This is a genomic window from Tundrisphaera lichenicola (genome assembly GCF_051175385.1).
In the GTDB taxonomy this organism is placed as follows: Bacteria; Planctomycetota; Planctomycetia; order Isosphaerales; family Isosphaeraceae; genus Tundrisphaera; species Tundrisphaera lichenicola.
The window spans coordinates 4,482,024-4,496,976 of sequence record NZ_CP195106.1; the positions used below are offsets into that span (position 1 = coordinate 4,482,024).

The 14,953-nt window shown below is 61.8% G+C and carries 11 protein-coding genes; 6 read left to right on the forward strand and 5 right to left on the reverse strand.

Annotated elements, in window-relative coordinates; all coding sequences use genetic code 11:
- Positions 1 to 69: 69 nt before the first annotated feature.
- Genes P12x_RS17665 through P12x_RS17675 form a run of 3 tightly spaced genes read right to left on the reverse strand, consistent with a single transcriptional unit; the run spans position 70 to position 2,558 of the window.
- Positions 70 to 969, reverse strand: a complete 900-nt coding sequence (locus P12x_RS17665; RefSeq protein WP_435005740.1) for a DUF58 domain-containing protein — start codon at positions 967 to 969, stop codon at positions 70 to 72.
- Between the two features lie 12 nt (positions 970 to 981).
- Complete coding sequence (locus tag P12x_RS17670) at positions 982 to 1,563, reverse strand: Uma2 family endonuclease (protein ID WP_435005741.1); 582 nt, start codon at positions 1,561 to 1,563, stop codon at positions 982 to 984.
- A 29-nt stretch (positions 1,564 to 1,592) separates the two neighbouring features.
- Positions 1,593 to 2,558 (reverse strand): AAA family ATPase, encoded by a 966-nt coding sequence (locus P12x_RS17675; protein ID WP_435011683.1) that lies wholly within the window; start codon positions 2,556 to 2,558, stop codon positions 1,593 to 1,595.
- 833 nt (positions 2,559 to 3,391) lie between these two features.
- On the opposite strand from P12x_RS17675, the gene P12x_RS17680 reads away from it, so the two are divergent.
- Positions 3,392 to 4,516 (forward strand): hypothetical protein, encoded by a 1,125-nt coding sequence (locus tag P12x_RS17680; RefSeq protein ID WP_435005743.1) that lies wholly within the window; start codon positions 3,392 to 3,394, stop codon positions 4,514 to 4,516.
- A gap of 170 nt (positions 4,517 to 4,686) precedes the next feature.
- The gene (locus tag P12x_RS17685) at positions 4,687 to 6,987 is read left to right on the forward strand and encodes a DUF4159 domain-containing protein (protein WP_435005744.1); all 2,301 of its coding nucleotides are present in this window, start codon (positions 4,687 to 4,689) and stop codon (positions 6,985 to 6,987) included.
- Here the strand turns inward: P12x_RS17685 and P12x_RS17690 are convergent.
- Entirely contained in the window at positions 6,984 to 8,384 is a 1,401-nt protein-coding gene (locus P12x_RS17690; RefSeq protein ID WP_435005745.1) for a deoxyribodipyrimidine photo-lyase, read from the reverse strand. The two genes, P12x_RS17685 and P12x_RS17690, sit on opposite strands and share 4 nt — an antisense overlap.
- 251 nt (positions 8,385 to 8,635) lie before the next feature.
- Between P12x_RS17690 and P12x_RS17695 the strand changes: the two genes are divergently transcribed.
- Complete coding sequence (locus P12x_RS17695; RefSeq protein WP_435005747.1) at positions 8,636 to 9,793, forward strand: DUF1559 domain-containing protein; 1,158 nt, start codon at positions 8,636 to 8,638, stop codon at positions 9,791 to 9,793.
- A 130-nt stretch (positions 9,794 to 9,923) separates the two neighbouring features.
- Here P12x_RS17695 and P12x_RS17700 read toward each other — a convergent pair whose 3' ends face one another.
- Positions 9,924 to 10,943, reverse strand: a complete 1,020-nt coding sequence (locus P12x_RS17700; protein ID WP_435005749.1) for a hydroxyacid dehydrogenase — start codon at positions 10,941 to 10,943, stop codon at positions 9,924 to 9,926.
- A gap of 185 nt (positions 10,944 to 11,128) precedes the next feature.
- On the opposite strand from P12x_RS17700, the gene P12x_RS17705 reads away from it, so the two are divergent.
- From P12x_RS17705 to P12x_RS17715, 3 genes are all read left to right on the forward strand, one after another.
- Positions 11,129 to 12,352: an ArnT family glycosyltransferase gene (locus P12x_RS17705; protein WP_435005750.1), complete on the forward strand. Its 1,224-nt coding sequence runs from the start codon at positions 11,129 to 11,131 to the stop codon at positions 12,350 to 12,352.
- Between the two features lie 173 nt (positions 12,353 to 12,525).
- Positions 12,526 to 12,975, forward strand: coding sequence for an RNA recognition motif domain-containing protein (locus P12x_RS17710; protein WP_435005751.1), 450 nt, complete (start codon positions 12,526 to 12,528; stop codon positions 12,973 to 12,975).
- 310 nt (positions 12,976 to 13,285) lie between these two features.
- Positions 13,286 to 14,899 (forward strand): protein kinase domain-containing protein, encoded by a 1,614-nt coding sequence (locus tag P12x_RS17715; protein ID WP_435005753.1) that lies wholly within the window; start codon positions 13,286 to 13,288, stop codon positions 14,897 to 14,899.
- Positions 14,900 to 14,953 lie beyond the last annotated feature (54 nt).

Consider the following 14,953-nt stretch of genomic DNA (forward strand, 5'->3'; position numbering starts at 1 on the left):
AAAGATTTCAGATCTCAGGGAGCATGGTGCGAGATCCAGGTTTCGGATCTGAGCTAGAGATCTTCCATTCTACCCCCGAGACTGGCGGCTGTGGAGGTAGCTCATCAGGGCCTTATCGAAGGGCATGCCCGTGTGGATCGGCACGTAGTCGATCCGGGCTCCCAGGCATTCCTTCCGATATCCGCCCCGGAACGCGGCCACCTCTTCGAGGTAGTCGGCCTTGATGGCGTCGGCGTCGACCTCGAGCTTCTCGCGTGTTTCGTTGTCCTCCAGCTCGAGCATCCCGGTGAACGGGAAGAGGGCCTCGGCCTCGTCGAGGATGTGGAAGATGATCACGTCGTGCCCGGCATGTCGGAGTCGGTGGAGCGCCTTGTAGATCGGTTCGGCCTCGCCGAGCAGATCGCTGAAGATCATCACCAGGCTCCGGTGGCGGATCATCCCGGCTACCTGGTGGAGGCTCTTGGCGATCGAAGTCTCCCCGGTTGGATTCAGGCTGGCCAGCAGGGAGAGGATGTTCCCCAGTTGCGACCGCTTGCTCTTGGGGGCGAGGCTCTGGCGGACCTGCTGATCGAAGGCAATCAGCCCGACCGGGTCCTGCTGATGGATCATCAGGTATCCCAGGGCGGCGGCCAGGCTCACTCCATACTCGAACTTCGTGAGGTCCTGGCGATAGGTGTATCCCATCGACCCGGAGAGGTCCATCACCAGGTAGCCGGTCAGGTTCGTCTCGGCCTGGAACTTCTTGATGTAGAAACGATCGGTCTTGGCGAAGACGGCCCAGTCGACGTCGGAGATGTTATCCCCGGCGGTATACTTTCGATGTTCGGAGAACTCGACCGAGAAGCCGTGGAACGGGCTGGCATGGAGCCCCGAGATGAACCCCTCGACGATGAATTTGGCGCGCAGGTCGAGGCGAGCCACCTGGCGGATGACCTCGGGCTTGAGGTACTTTTCGGCGGTACTGGCCAAGGGATGTCCTTCTCAGAAGACCTCGGACAGGGGGATCGCCAGGCCGGGCAGCAAGGGCGACGTATAGGTTTCGCCGATGGAGAGAGTACGCTCTGCGTAACCCGCCGGTTCGTGGGTCAGGACAGAGACCGTTTGCCGGAAACGGTCGATGATGACATATCCGCGGACGCCGAAGCGATGATAGTCGGCCCGCTTGAGCCGGTAGTCGCGGTCGCGCGAGACTCGATCGGGGCTCACCACCTCGAAGATCAGATCGGGCACGCGGTCGGGGATCTTCGGGACCGGCCCGCCGGGGATCAGGAAGACGCCGATGTTGCCGATCCGGTCGGTCCCGTTGTCGACCCTGAGCCACGCCTCGGAGACCACCTTTTGCACGATGTCGGGTCGGGCGAGCTTGTAAGCACCAAGCCGATCTCGCCAGGGTTCGGAGGCGTTCACATGTCCTTCGCCGCTCGGAGCCAAGACCAACAACCTCCCTTCGACCCTCTCATACTTCCAGGGTTCTTCGAACGATGCGTCGGCAAAGTCCTCGGATGAGACGAGTCGTCCTTCGTCCTTGAGCCCCAGCTCCAGGATAGTGCGTTGGGTCGACATGGCAGGTCGGGCCTCCTGGATCGGGTCGGTCAGGCCTTGCTTCGTTCGTACTTGGGGACCTCGGGTTCGCGGATCTCCGCGATCAGTCGTTTGATCAGGCTCTCGGTGGTCTGCCCCTCGGCCTGGGCCTGGAAGTTGGTGCTGATCCGGTGCCGGAGCACGGGGATGGCCACCTTGCGGATGTCGTCGAGCGAGACGCTGAATCGTCCGTCCATCGCCGCCATGGCCTTGCCGCCCAGGATCAGGTTCTGTCCTGCTCTCGGTCCCGCACCATAATCGACCAGATCCTTGATGAACTGCGGCGACTTCTCGTCGGCCGGTCGGGTGGCCCGGACCAGTCGTGTGACATAGTCGACGGCGTAATCCGAGATCGGGACCGAGGTCACCAGCTTCTGAAGGTTGGTGATCGCCTTGGCCGAGAGGACTTTCTTCAACTCGGACGTCTCTCCCTTGGTCGTCGCCGACAGGATCTTCTTCTCTTCATCGAAGGAAGGATAGCCGACCCGGATATCGAACATGAAGCGGTCGAGCTGGGCCTCGGGGAGCGGGTAGGTCCCTTCCTGCTCGATCGGGTTCTGGGTCGCGATGACGAAGAACGGGTCGGGTAGATGCAAGGTTTCCTGACCGACGGTCACCTCTCGTTCCTGCATCGCCTGGAGGAGTGCCGCCTGGGTCTTGGGCGGAGTCCGGTTGATCTCGTCGGCCAGGATGATGTTCGAGAAGATCGGGCCGGGGACGAATCGAAAGCTCCGTCGCCCCGCCTCGGGCTCCTCCAGGACGTTGGTGCCGGTGATGTCCGAGGGCATCAGGTCGGGCGTGAACTGGATCCGCTTGAATCCGACATCGAGGATCTTGGCCAGGGAGCTGACCATCAGGGTCTTAGCCAGGCCGGGCACGCCGACCAGCAGGACATGCCCCCTGGTGAAGATCGAGGCGAGGATCTGCTCGATCACGTCGTTCTGACCGATGACGACCTTGCCCAATTCGGTCACCATCACGTCTCGGGAATGTCGGAATTCGTCGAGGAGCTGTGAGATCCGATCGCCTGCGTTGGACATCGCGTGATCCGTACCCGAGGGTGGTGGTGATCGACGGGCTCGCGGTATGCGCCACGCCCTGCCGAGGGGAACCTCGCGACGGTCGGCGATTAAATTCGCCCTTCAATCCGCCGAGATGTCCGACATCTCTCATTGTAGAGACACGCGACCGGTCGATTCAAGCACGAGGAAGTGGCCTCCATCCTGCGATTCGGGCAGGCCCTGCCGGATTTCGTGGCTTAAACCTCTCGGCGATTCGTGTCAAGAAAAAACCGTCCCAATTCCGGATAATGTCCTGAAAGATGCGGCTTGTTTCGAATTCTCGCTAAGTCCTTCCTGGTAATAGAGAAAGATTGATGTTCGTTGGATCACGTGTTGCGTTTTTGGTGTCGATGTCGGATATGTTGGTTGTCGGCCCGAGACTTGCCTTTGTGGTTTCACGCTCTCGCCAGTCATCGTCGCGACGAGGCGACGTCCTGCCATAGCTCTCTCCGATGGGGATCACGGCACTCCCCGGCCTGATCCAGGACCTGATCGAACCTCCCACCAGAACCTCGGGTCCCCTCGCGTGACCCTGATGATCGCGGCCAATCTCCACGGCTCGATCGTCCAAGTTCAAGAAATGAGGCCGCCTCGCGACCCATCGTTTCCGTCGCACGAACTCTCCGGATGGTCGCATGAGACCGCCGGTCAACGGAACGGAAGGTCGGTTTACGTGTTCATTTCGATGTGAAATTCACAATAGACATGGATGCTGTCGAGTGCGGCCCGATCCAACCCCGGGGTACCTCATGAGTCTTTCGTTCACTTCGCTCGTTCGACTGATCGGGATGCTGGCCATCGCGACCACGATTCTCGCCGTAGGCGTGTCGAGGCTCGAATCGCCGAAGGCGACGCAGCGAGAGATGTCCGTACCGAATCTAATGAACATCAACGAGTATTTTCTTGGGTTCAAGGATCGCAAGACGCGTTGGCTCGACACGGAATCCGGCGCGATCTCGGTCGTTTTATTGGAGGGTGACGATCTGTTCGAGGGAGCCAGTTGCTCCCCGTGGACCGACGAGAATGGCGGTCGACAAATCGTGGGTCGATGGACGAGCCGGACGGCCCAGGGCGCGGGCTCGATGAGCTGCGATTTCGGACTGGCCCGATATAGCTTCCCCGGTGGGAAGTTGCTGGATCAGGTTTCGACCGATGTCGTGCCGGTGGGACCCCCTTGCTGGTATCCGGGTACCCACGCCCGCATCCTGTTCGAGGCCGGGGATGGCAGGCTCTATCGATATGCGTTCGAGTCGGAGCCCGGCCTCCGAGGGGGCCAGGGGCATGCGCTTGGTCTCGGCGACTCGCGTCCGACTCCGTTGAGCTGGCTGTGCGAGAAGCCAGGGCAGGCCGATGTTTTCATGAGCGATCTCTCCTGGCCACGAGACTCCCGCCTCGAAGGTCGCCTTGTGGTTTCGATGCGGGTTCAGATCGAAGGCGCGGATGGGAAGCTCAACTACACCCGGAATCGCCTTTGGTGGATCAGGCTGGATCGGACCGGGACCGAGATCGTAGAGGCTGGCCCGCTGACTCTTCACGAGGAGGAGGTCGGCGATGCCGGCGAGTATGAGGAGCGAGGCGGTTCGATAAGCACACTCCCCGATGGTCGGCTCGTTCTTGCCTATCTGAGGAAAGACGTGATCAAGAAAGAAGGATGGGAGTTGCGGGTGATCCCCATTCGATTTGATGAGGATGGGCATACCCCCGGGGCTCTGCCGGCGGATGCTCGAATTCTCGCCTCGTCCTGCCAGTCGTTCCATCCATCATTCTCTCTCGACGGGCGCTGGATCAGCGTACTGGTGGGTCGCGGGCCCGAACTGTCTCGCGTCGCACGGGTCCCGATCGATGAGAGCTTGTTGGCCTCGGCTCGGCCATGACCTCCTACCGATGAACCGGGTTCCGCCCAGGGTCGGGACCGGCCCCAAGCCATCCTGGTGGGGCGGACCTGTGGCGAGGAACCCAATGCGGGTGGACGATTGGCCCGCGGACGTGCCACAATGAAGGGGATCAGGGAGAGATCTCGCCCCTTGCGTGGGAGGCCGTCCGCATGACCCGATCGATGCGATTGCTCGTGATCCCGGTCCTCGTCGTGACCTCCATCACGTCAGGTATGGAAGGACGGGTCTCGGGCGCGGTCACCACGGAGGAGGTCGAGCGGGCGATTCGCGGCGGAGTCCGTTATCTCCTCAAACAGCAGAGAGATGACGGTTCCTGGCCCGAGATCGACGACGACGCCCGGACCGGCACCACCAGCCTGGTCACTCTCGCGCTCCTCACCGCGGGCGAATCGCCCGACTCTCCGGCGATCCGAAAGGCGCTGGATCACCTTCGAAGGTTCGACCCGGGACAGCTAGATAGCGTCTATTCCGTCTCGCTCCAGACGATGGTCTTCGCGGCGGCTCGTCCCAAAGAAGACATCGTCCGGATCCAGGCCAACGTCGACTGGCTCCAGGAGGCCCAGCTCAAGCCCGGCGATCGTTCGAATTGGCCCGGCTCCTGGAGCTACAAGGCTTCGAAGACCCGGCACGGGGACAACTCCAACAGCCAGTATGCCCTGCTGGGCCTGAACGCCGCGACCGAGGTCGGCGTGAAGGTGAATCCCGAGGTCTGGAAACTCGCCCGCGACTACTGGCAGCGTTACCAGCAGCCGGACGGTAGCTGGGCCTATACGCCCGATGCCAGCAACGGATCGACCGCGAGCATGACCTGTGCGGGAATCTCCAGCCTGATCATCTCCGGACTGAAGCGATTCCGGGGGGAAGAGAAGCTCGTCGGAGATACCGAAGTCGAGGCCTGCGGGGTGGGGGGAGCCGACCCCTACCTGGCCAAGGCGATCAACTGGATGGCGACCAACTTCATGGTCGGCCAGAATTTCGGGGCCGGGCAACAGTGGAAATATTATTATCTTTACGGGCTTGAGCGAACCGGTCGGCTCAGCGGGGTCCGCTTCTTCGGGTCGCACGACTGGTATCGAGAAGGGGCCGAAGAACTGGTCCACGATCAGGACAAGCTCGACGGCTACTGGCGAGGGACCCAGTATGAACGGTCACCGATCATCTCGACGAGCTTCGCCCTGCTTTTCCTGGCCAAGGGTCGGTCCCCGGTGGTGATCAATAAGCTCCGTCACGGACCGGGCACCGACTGGAATAACGACGTCGACGACGTGCGTAATCTCGTGGGGGCCGTCTCCCGCGAATGGAACCATCTGCTGACCTGGCAAGTCGTCGACCCCAACCAGGCCAGTGTCGATGATTTGCTCCAGGCTCCCATCGCATTCATCAACGGGCACGAAGCTCCGGTCCTCGACGCTCGGGGGATCCAGAATCTCCGCGACTTCGTCGAGCAGGGTGGTTTCATCTTCGCCGAGGCCTGCTGCGGCAAGGTCGAGTTCGACCGGGGCTTCAAGTCGCTCATGAAGCAGGTCTTCCCCGACCCCGAGTATGACCTCCACCCCCTCTCTCCTGACCATGCCGTCTGGCGATCGAAATATAACCTCGCCGACCTGGCGAGCACTAACCCGCTCTGGGGGATTGAGCACGGCTGTCGGACCGTGGTGATCTACTCGCCAAACGACCTCTCATGCGACTGGAATCAGCTGGAGAACCACCCCGAGTTGCCGAGAGTGACGAAATCGACCCGGATCGGGCAGAACGTCGTCGATTATGCGACCGGCCGCGAACTGCCCGCCGACAAACTCGCCGCGCCCGAATTTCGCGACTTCAAGTCCGAGGTCCCTCGTCGGGGCGCCCTCCAAATCGCCAAGCTCCGCCACGCCGGCGACTGGAACATCGCCCCGTTGGCGATCCCCAATCTCACGACCACCCTGCGCGACAAGCTCAAGTTCGACGTGGTCATCAACCACAAGGAACTCTTCCCGCGCGATCCCAACCTCGTCCATTACCCGCTCATCTATATCCACGGACGAGCGGCGATCTCGTTCGACGAGGCCGACAAGGCCGCCCTCCGGAAGCATCTCGACCCGGGCGGCGGGACCTTGTTCGCCGACGCCGCTTGTGGGAGCCCGGCCTTCGACGCCGCTTTCCGTCGCTTCGTCGCCGAGCTCTTGCCGAATAACCCGATGGTCCCGATCCCTCGGGATGATGATTTCTACACCGCGAAGGTCCATTATGACCTTTCTGACGTCCAGTACAGCAAGGCAGCCGGCGGCGGCAAGGCCTTCCCCCAACTCGAAGGGGTGAAGATCAACGGACGATGGGCCGTGATCTATTCCAAGTACGACCTCGGTTGCGCCCTCGAACGCCATCAGGGGCTCGATTGCAAGGGGTATACGTACGAGAGCGCCATGAGGATCGCGGCCAATATCGTCGTCTATGCCACGCTCCCTTAGGGTCGACTTTTCCCCTTCTCAAGCTCATCGACCCGCGCGATATATGCCTTGGAATCGAATTTCTTCCGGGTGCTCTCGTAGCTCATGAACCGGATCATCCCGAAGATCTGCCGTTCGATCCAGGGGCGGTCGTGCTTGCCTCCGATGGCCCAGGCAACCCCCGTGTAGCCGTTGGGGTCGCGGCCGTCCATCTCATATCTGTCGTTCAACGACAAGGCGAGGTGAAATGCGGTCTCGGGGTCGGGCGTCCACTCCAGGATCTTCTTGCCCCAGTACATTCGCAAATAATTGTGCATACGTCCGGTAATCATCATCTCCTTCTGCGAGGCATTCCAGAGAGGGTCGCCGGTCTCGGCCGACTCCAACTGGCTCGCCGAGTAGAGAACAGGCCGGACGTCCTCCGAGTGCTTGGCCAGGGTCTTCAAAGCCCATGATGCGCACCCTTCGAGTCGGTCGTAATTCGGATTACGCGCCACGTAGTTGATCGCCAGCTCTCGGCGGACGATCAATTCTTCGAGGTAGGAGTCCTTGTTCTCCTGGGAGACCTCGGCTTTACTCGCGGCCAGGGCGATCGTGAGCGGGCTGATCTGGCCGAAGTGGAGGTGGGCCGAGAGTTCGCTCGTCATGTAGGGGACCGGCTCGTTCCTCTCGGTTGCGTACTTCGGAAGTCGTTGCCTGACGAAGCAATCGAGCCTTCGAAGGGCCTCGGCCGTCCCTCCTCGATAGTCGAGAACCTGGGAGACTCCCCCGACCCTGAGTTTTTCCAGCAGTGAAACGGGTTCGATGGGCTCGCCCCTGGGTAAGTCCTCCGACTTCCAGACGACCTGTGCCTTGGGATTCTCCATGGGAACCAGGAACCGATCCCAGACCTTGTGGATCTTGGGCCGGATCGTCCTGGCGGCGTATTCCTCCTTGGGGAATAGGGAGGAGGGGACCACCACGTCCGCGTCGACCGCGTGGCAAGGCACGGACAGTTCCCTGGCAACCTTCTCTCGCCAGACTTGCCCGATCCGGAGCGGATTCTCATCGATCACGACGATCGAGGCACCGGCCTCGTGTGCCACCGTCAGGGCCACTTCGGCGGGCGAGCCGATCCGGACCACCAGAGGCACTTCGCGATCGAGGAGACCGTCGCGAGTGTCGGGCAGTCCGTCGACCAGGAATCGGTAATGTCGGCGTTCTGCCTCCGGATAATCGGCCGTCAGGCCGAAGACGGCCAAAACCGGCCGTTTGAGAAGGTTGCCCAACTCGATGGCGTGATTTAATGCAGGGTTGTCCAGACTCCTTTGCGCTCGCTGCATCCAATAGACCACGCAGCCGCCCGAAGGATCGGGCTCTCCGGGTCGGACGATCCGGACTCTCGGGTCGTCGCGAAACCGATTCTCGAAGTCTGGCACGGATCATCCCCGGGGCTCTGGGCGAGATCGATTCTTGCCGGAGTGACGCGGGATGACAAGATCGATGTTGGACACTCGCGTGGGATCTCGATTTCATCAAATATTCACGAGCCTTTTCTGCCGGCATGAATACCATAATCCGTCTCATTTATTTTCTATATAGCCTGGCTGATTCGGGGTATCCGCGGGTTCGATAGCTCGCGAGGCTCTCTCGGTCACGCGCCGACACGATTCCAGGAAAGGGGCCTCTGATGAAGAAACAGCTTGCCTCGAAGTATCGACGAGGGTTTACCCTGATCGAACTGCTGGTCGTCATCGCGATCATCGCGGTCCTGATCGCGCTCTTGCTGCCGGCGGTCCAGGCGGCTCGCGAGGCTGCTCGACGGATCTCGTGCACCAACAACATGAAGCAACTTGGCCTGGGCCTGCACAATTACCACAGCACCCACAATTGCTTCCCGCCAGGTCGGATGTATCCCGATGTGATCATCGGCGGATCCCCGAAGCTCGACCTGACCAGCTATGGATCAGGCAGTCTGCCCAATGCTCCGGGTAACTGGTCGGGGTATTACTCGGTACATTGCCATGCCTTGAATTACATTGAGCAGACGGCCGCCTATAACGCGATGAATTTCGCCGGCGTGAATCTGGGCCAACTCCAGGATGCTAGCGGCCAGATCGTCTCGCCGAATTACACCTCCTATACACTGACCTCGAATTCTTTCCTATGCCCGTCCGATCCCAATGGGGGGAACGGCCCCGGGGGCGAAAATAACTATCGGGCCAATTTCGGCGGGAGCACCCCTTATGCAGGCGGTGGGCTCCGGCGCGACAATGCCAAGAGGTCGGGCACCGACAACGGCATGTTCACCTATGGTCCTGGAATTTCGATCGCCCAGGTGACCGACGGTACGAGCAACACCGCCATGTTCGCCGAGCGGACGAAGGGCTCGGGATCGTTCGCCGCACCCGGGCCTGGAGATAGCATCATCGCCCCGACCTATACGATCACCTTCAATCCGCTGGTCGATGCCGACAGCCTCCTCAGCCTTTGTAACGGCACCTTCACCAATGATCGGTTCATGTATCAGCAGGGACGGTATGTGGCGAGCCCCGGCTTCGCCCTCCAGTTTTCCGACGGCTGGGGCTACGCCTGGTATATCTCGACACTCTATAACCACGTCGCGACGCCGAACTGGAAAGGTCGCGATTGTGGGGTCGGCTCGAGCCTGATGGACACTCCCGGCGAGCACGGAGTCGTATCGGCTCGAAGCCAGCACCCGGGAGGGGTCAACATCACGCTGGCCGATGGCTCGGTCAAGTTCATCAAGGACACGGTGAACATCGTCACCTGGAGATCACTCGGATCTCGCGCGGGTGGCGAGGTCATTAGTGCCGATTCGTATTAATTGAGCGCCATCGACATGGGGCCTGGCGCGATGAGGCCGGGCCCCGAGTCGTCCTCTCGGGGTGATTCCTCGCCCCTGGGACGGAGATCGAATCATGCCTGCGATCGGCGAACTATCGAAAGGACGATTCTCAGCTCGCCAGGGGCGGCTTGCCAAGTCGCCGGCGAATCTCGGCCACCTCGGCAGGGTTGTTCACCGGATTGATCGGCGGACGCCCTTCGAGGACTCCCACCACATCGGTCGCGACCTCCATGGCCATATTTCGGAGGCTCTCGACCGACTGGGCCGCGCTGTGCGGGGTGAGCATCATGTTCAGGTCGATCCGTCCGATCAGCGGATGATCCGATGGGGGAGGCTCGACCGTATAGACGTCGGCCCCGTAACCGAAGAGCCGGCCACTTTCCAGACCCTCCAGGACCGCTGCTTCCTCGACCACCGGACCCCGGCAGGTATTGATCAGTACCGCGCCCGGTTTGATCTTCGCCAGTGACTCCCGATTGATCATTCGCCGGGTCGAGGCGTCCAGAGGAACGTGGAGGGTGACGTAGTCGGAAGCCCCGAGCAACTCACCCAGCCCGACCCGGACGGCTTTGGCCTGATCCTCGACCTCGAAGGGGATTTCGATCACGTCGTTATAGAGGACGTTCATCCCGAAACCGTGGTAGGCGATCGACGCCACACGGCGCCCGATCCGACCGAGGCCGACGATTCCCAGCGTCTTGCCCGCGATGTCGCGGCCGACCAGCTTGGTCCGATCGTTGTAACGTCCCTCCGCCAGGGCTCGCATCTGGCCGGGAAAGCGCTTGGAGACTCCGATCATCATCGCGAAGACATGCTCGGCCACGCCCTGAGTGTTCGCCCCCGGGGTGTAGACCACTAGGATTCCGCGTTCCGTCGCCGCCGGTATGTCGACCTGGTCGTAGCCCACGCCGTGACGTCCGATGACCCGGAGATTCTTCCCGCAGTCCATCAGGGCCGCGTCGATCGTCCCAGCCGTCCGGATCACCAACGCATCGGCATCGACGATCTCTCGATGCAGGACCGAAGGTTCGAGCGATGAGGCCATCCGAAGTTCGCCGGCTTGTCGGAGGAGATCCATTCCCGACTCGTTCATCGTGGTCAGAGAGAGGATGATCGGTCGGTCCGCCATGAGACACTCACCTTGATCCAGGAGGGATGGACTCGCCCCGACGACCTCGCCGGGGAGGAGGATCGACGGTATCATAGGAGGCCCATGCCGTTAAAGGATGCAATGCCCGGGCCGCTGATCGAGGCGATCTCATCGCTCCCCCATCTACCCATCCCGAACAATCGGCCCGAGGTTTTCGCCGGGCCTTGACCGCGATCGTCGCGGCTGCGATCGCGGTCCGGATTACGGTGATGGCGACCGGACTCGGCCGGCTCGAAGACCCCGACCGGTACCTGATTCTCGCGCGATCGCTGGCTGATGGGGAAGGCTTCTGCTTCCATGGTCGACCGACGGCGTATCGTCCGCCGCTCTACCCGATCTTGCTAGCGCCGATCGTCCGCAGCATCACCCCGGCGGGTTGGCCCTGGGGTGTGGGGGCATTGCACCTGGCGCTGGGGGTGGGCACGGTCCTCATGACCTATCGGGCGGCTCGCGGCCTCGGTCTATCGGGAGGCCGATCCCTGGCCGCCTCGGCGATCGTGGCCCTCGATCCCGTGCTGGTCTTCCAATCGAGATCGGTGATGACCGAGACCCCGGCCGGTTTCCTCATCGCGGCGAGCCTGGCGGCCCTGACAGTGTCAGGTCCCAGGGGGCCGATGCTAGGAGGGTTTGTCCTGGGGCTGGCTGGGCTCTGTCGACCGAGCCTGCTGGCCCCGGCCGCCCTCGTCGTGATGACCTCGATACTTGCCCGTCCGGGCCGGGCTCGTGTCCGGTTCCGTCGGGGACTTTTGATTGGCGTCTCGATCCTGGTGACGCTCGCCCCCTGGGCCTGGCGGAACGCTCGGGTCTTCGGCGAACCCATCTGGACCACCACTCACGGGGGATACACTCTGGCACTGGGTAACAATCCCGTCTATTACGCCGAGGTCCTTGATGGCCCCGCCGGATCGGTCTGGTCGGGGCCCAATCAGGCCCGATGGTTCCGGGACATGACCCGGTCGGTGGCCGGGATGTCCGAGCCGGAGTCCGATCGGAAACTCCGTGACTCGGGACTAGCGATGCTCCGCGAGCGGCCCCTGACATTCTTCCGGGCCTCGGTCGCTCGTCTTGGTCGATTCTGGGGCGTGGCACCCTCTGGGGCGGTCTATCCCGGAGGGATCCGCCTGGCGACGGCGCTGTGGACCGTCCCGCTCTGGATCGCGATGGTCCTGGGACTCATCCGACCGCCAATCTGGAACTGGCCGGGGATCGCGGCGCCCTCAATGGTGATCGCGCTTACAATCGTCCACCTGGCCTACTGGACCGACCTCCGGATGCGAGCCCCGATCTTACCTGCAATCGCCCTGATCGCGGCCGGAGCCTGGGCCGGAAACCCTCGGATCGAGCAGGTCGGGAGGTCCGATTTGATCGATAATCGGCGGCTTGAGTGAGGGTTTCCAGCGAGTGAAATGATCCCGGAAAAATTCCAGAGAAATTTCGATTTTCTTACTATGCAAATCCATCGGATTGGTTAGTCTTACAGACAGCCGCTCTCGGCGGGTTCCCCTTAGTCGTTCAGGACGCTAGCCTCGCCAGAACGCTCATTTCGCAGAGGACAGAGACAGTGGCCAAGAAGCTCTATGTCGGCAATCTGACGTATGACACGACGGAAGACAACCTGGTGGAATTGTTCAGCGAGTTTGGCGAGGTCCTTTCGGCGCAGATTATCATCGACCGCGATACGAACCGATCCAAAGGCTTCGGATTCGTTGAAATGGCCGATGGCGCCGACGAGGCGGCCAACGCCCTGAACGGCCAGGATTTCCGCGGTCGCAACCTCACCGTCAACGAGGCTCGTCCTCGTGAGCCGCGTGATAACCGGGGCGGCGGCGGTGGCGGCTATGGTGGTGGCGGCGGCGGCGGCTACGGCGGCGGCGGCGGCGGCCGGAGCAGCGGCGGTGGCTACGGCGGCGGTGGTGGTGGCGGCTACGGCGGCGGCGGTGGCGGCCGGAGCAGCGGCGGCGGCGGCCGGAGCAGCGGCGGTGGCTACGGCGGCGGTGGCGGTCGTTATTGATCCCGACCTAGGGTCTCGCGACGACTCCTGCAGCGTGTATGCCCAACACACCGATATCCTGACGATACGATCGTCGCGGGGCCGACCTAATTGTCGGCCCTTGTTCATTTGGTCACTTTAATCCCGGTGACCGACCCATCCGTTGACACTCCTCGACCGCATTATCCCCAAACTCCTCCCACATCTCTCGCTCGCGGATGTTGCGAGCGTCACGACGGCTGGTACACTCGGTATAGGATCTGGCTTGCGCGAATAATCGCCGGAGGTCTAGTGAACCTGCGCACGGATACCGGCTGAGGATATCTCTCAAATGATCGAAATCGACCTGCAATCTTTCCTCGACCAGGCCACCCTGATCGGCCTGATCACGCGCGACCAGGCGGCCCAGGCCCGCGAAGACGCGACCGATGGCAGCGTCGAAGCGGTGGCCCGGATCTTGCTTCGCCAGGACATCCTCACCGCCTGGCAGGTCGAGAAGCTCAAGAAGGGAGAACTCTCAGGCTTCTATTATGGCGGGGCCAAGGTGCTCTTCCATATCGCCGAGGGGACATTCGCCCGGGTCTATCGCGGCCGGAAGATGCCCGGTAATCAATCGGTCGCCATCAAGGTGCTCCGCAACAGGTTCGTCTCGGACGCGGGTGCCGTCTCCCGGTTCAATCAGGAAGCCGAATCCGGGCTCCGACTGGTCCACCCCAACATCGTTCGGATCTACGAGTACGGGGAAGCCGATAAACGTTATTATATGATCATGGAATTCGTGGAAGGATCGAACCTTCGCGACTTCCTGCGGATCCGCGGACGACTGACCCCCACCGAGGCGCTTCCGCTGATGCTCGGGCTGGCCAATGGGCTGAAGTATTCGCTCGAGCAAGGGGTGACCCACCGCGACCTGAAGGCGACCAATATTCTGATCGCCTCGAACGGACAGGCCAAGCTCGTCGACTTCGGGCTGGCGACCATCGACGACGATCGCAGGATGGCCGCCGCCCACGGCCAGAGGACCGTCGACTACTCGGCCCTGGAGCGGACCTGCGGCAGCCCCAAGGGGGACAAGCGGTCCGACATCTTCTTCCTCGGGTGCGTCTTCTATCAGATGCTCACCGGTCAGCTTCCCTTGCCCGAGGTCGAGACCGACGATCCGCTCAAGAAGATGCTCAAGCGGGGGATCAACAGCATCAAGCCGCTGAGCGAGCAGCGACATGCCCCCGACCCCGAGTTGACCGAGATCATCGAGAAGATGATGAAGGTCGATCTTAAACAGCGATATCTCTCGATGGATCAGGTGGTCGAAGACCTGGATGTCTACCTCGAACGATTGGCCATGAAGGCTGCCGGGTACGAGCCGCCCCGGACCACGTCCGCGGCCAAGGTGGTCGAGTCGGAAGAGGAAGAATATTCGGCGGTAGAGGAAGAAGACTCCGCGGAAGAGACGGATGCGTCGGACGAGGAAGGCGAAGAACTCGACGAGATTCCGGTCTTCGAACAACCTCCCGAGCCCGATGACGTCTTTGCGTCGCCCGAGTTCGAGGTCAAGGCGTTCGTGCAGAAGAAGTTGCTCTGCGTCGAAGTCCAGGAAGAGGTCCAGAAGGCGTTCCGCAAGACCCTCTCGAAGATGGGCTATCGGATCCTGATCGTCTCCGACGCCGAACGAGCCGCCGAACGATACCGGGAGAGCCCGACGGATGGCGTCCTTTTTGACGCAGACGGACTGGGCCCTCAGGCGATCGATCACTTCCTGGAAATGCAGAAGAAAGCCGAGGCGACCGGCCAGGCCTTCCTTGCCCTGGTGCTCCTCGGCCCGAGGCAGCACTACCTGGTCAAGAAACTGTCGACGAATGAACGCCTGATCGTCCTCCCCAAACCCGTCAAGATGAAGGATATCCAGTCCGCCCTCGAGCGGCTTGTCCCGGCCGGCCAGAACTGAGAAATCAGCGAGGTCGAGAACGGATTGCCTGGATCAGGCACGGAGGCGATTCGA

Bases quoted from the DNA above. Each gene is read 5' to 3' on its own strand.
- P12x_RS17670 (WP_435005741.1), bottom strand. From the start codon at position 1,563: ATGTCGACCCAACGCACTATCCTGGAGCTGGGGCTCAAGGACGAAGGA.
- P12x_RS17675 (WP_435011683.1), bottom strand. From the start codon at position 2,558: ATGGTGACCGAATTGGGCAAGGTCGTCATCGGTCAGAACGACGTGATC.
- P12x_RS17680 (WP_435005743.1), top strand. From the start codon at position 3,392: ATGAGTCTTTCGTTCACTTCGCTCGTTCGACTGATCGGGATGCTGGCC.
- P12x_RS17685 (WP_435005744.1), top strand. From the start codon at position 4,687: ATGACCCGATCGATGCGATTGCTCGTGATCCCGGTCCTCGTCGTGACC.
- P12x_RS17695 (WP_435005747.1), top strand. From the start codon at position 8,636: ATGAAGAAACAGCTTGCCTCGAAGTATCGACGAGGGTTTACCCTGATC.
- P12x_RS17700 (WP_435005749.1), bottom strand. From the start codon at position 10,943: ATGGCGGACCGACCGATCATCCTCTCTCTGACCACGATGAACGAGTCG.
- P12x_RS17715 (WP_435005753.1), top strand. From the start codon at position 13,286: ATGATCGAAATCGACCTGCAATCTTTCCTCGACCAGGCCACCCTGATC.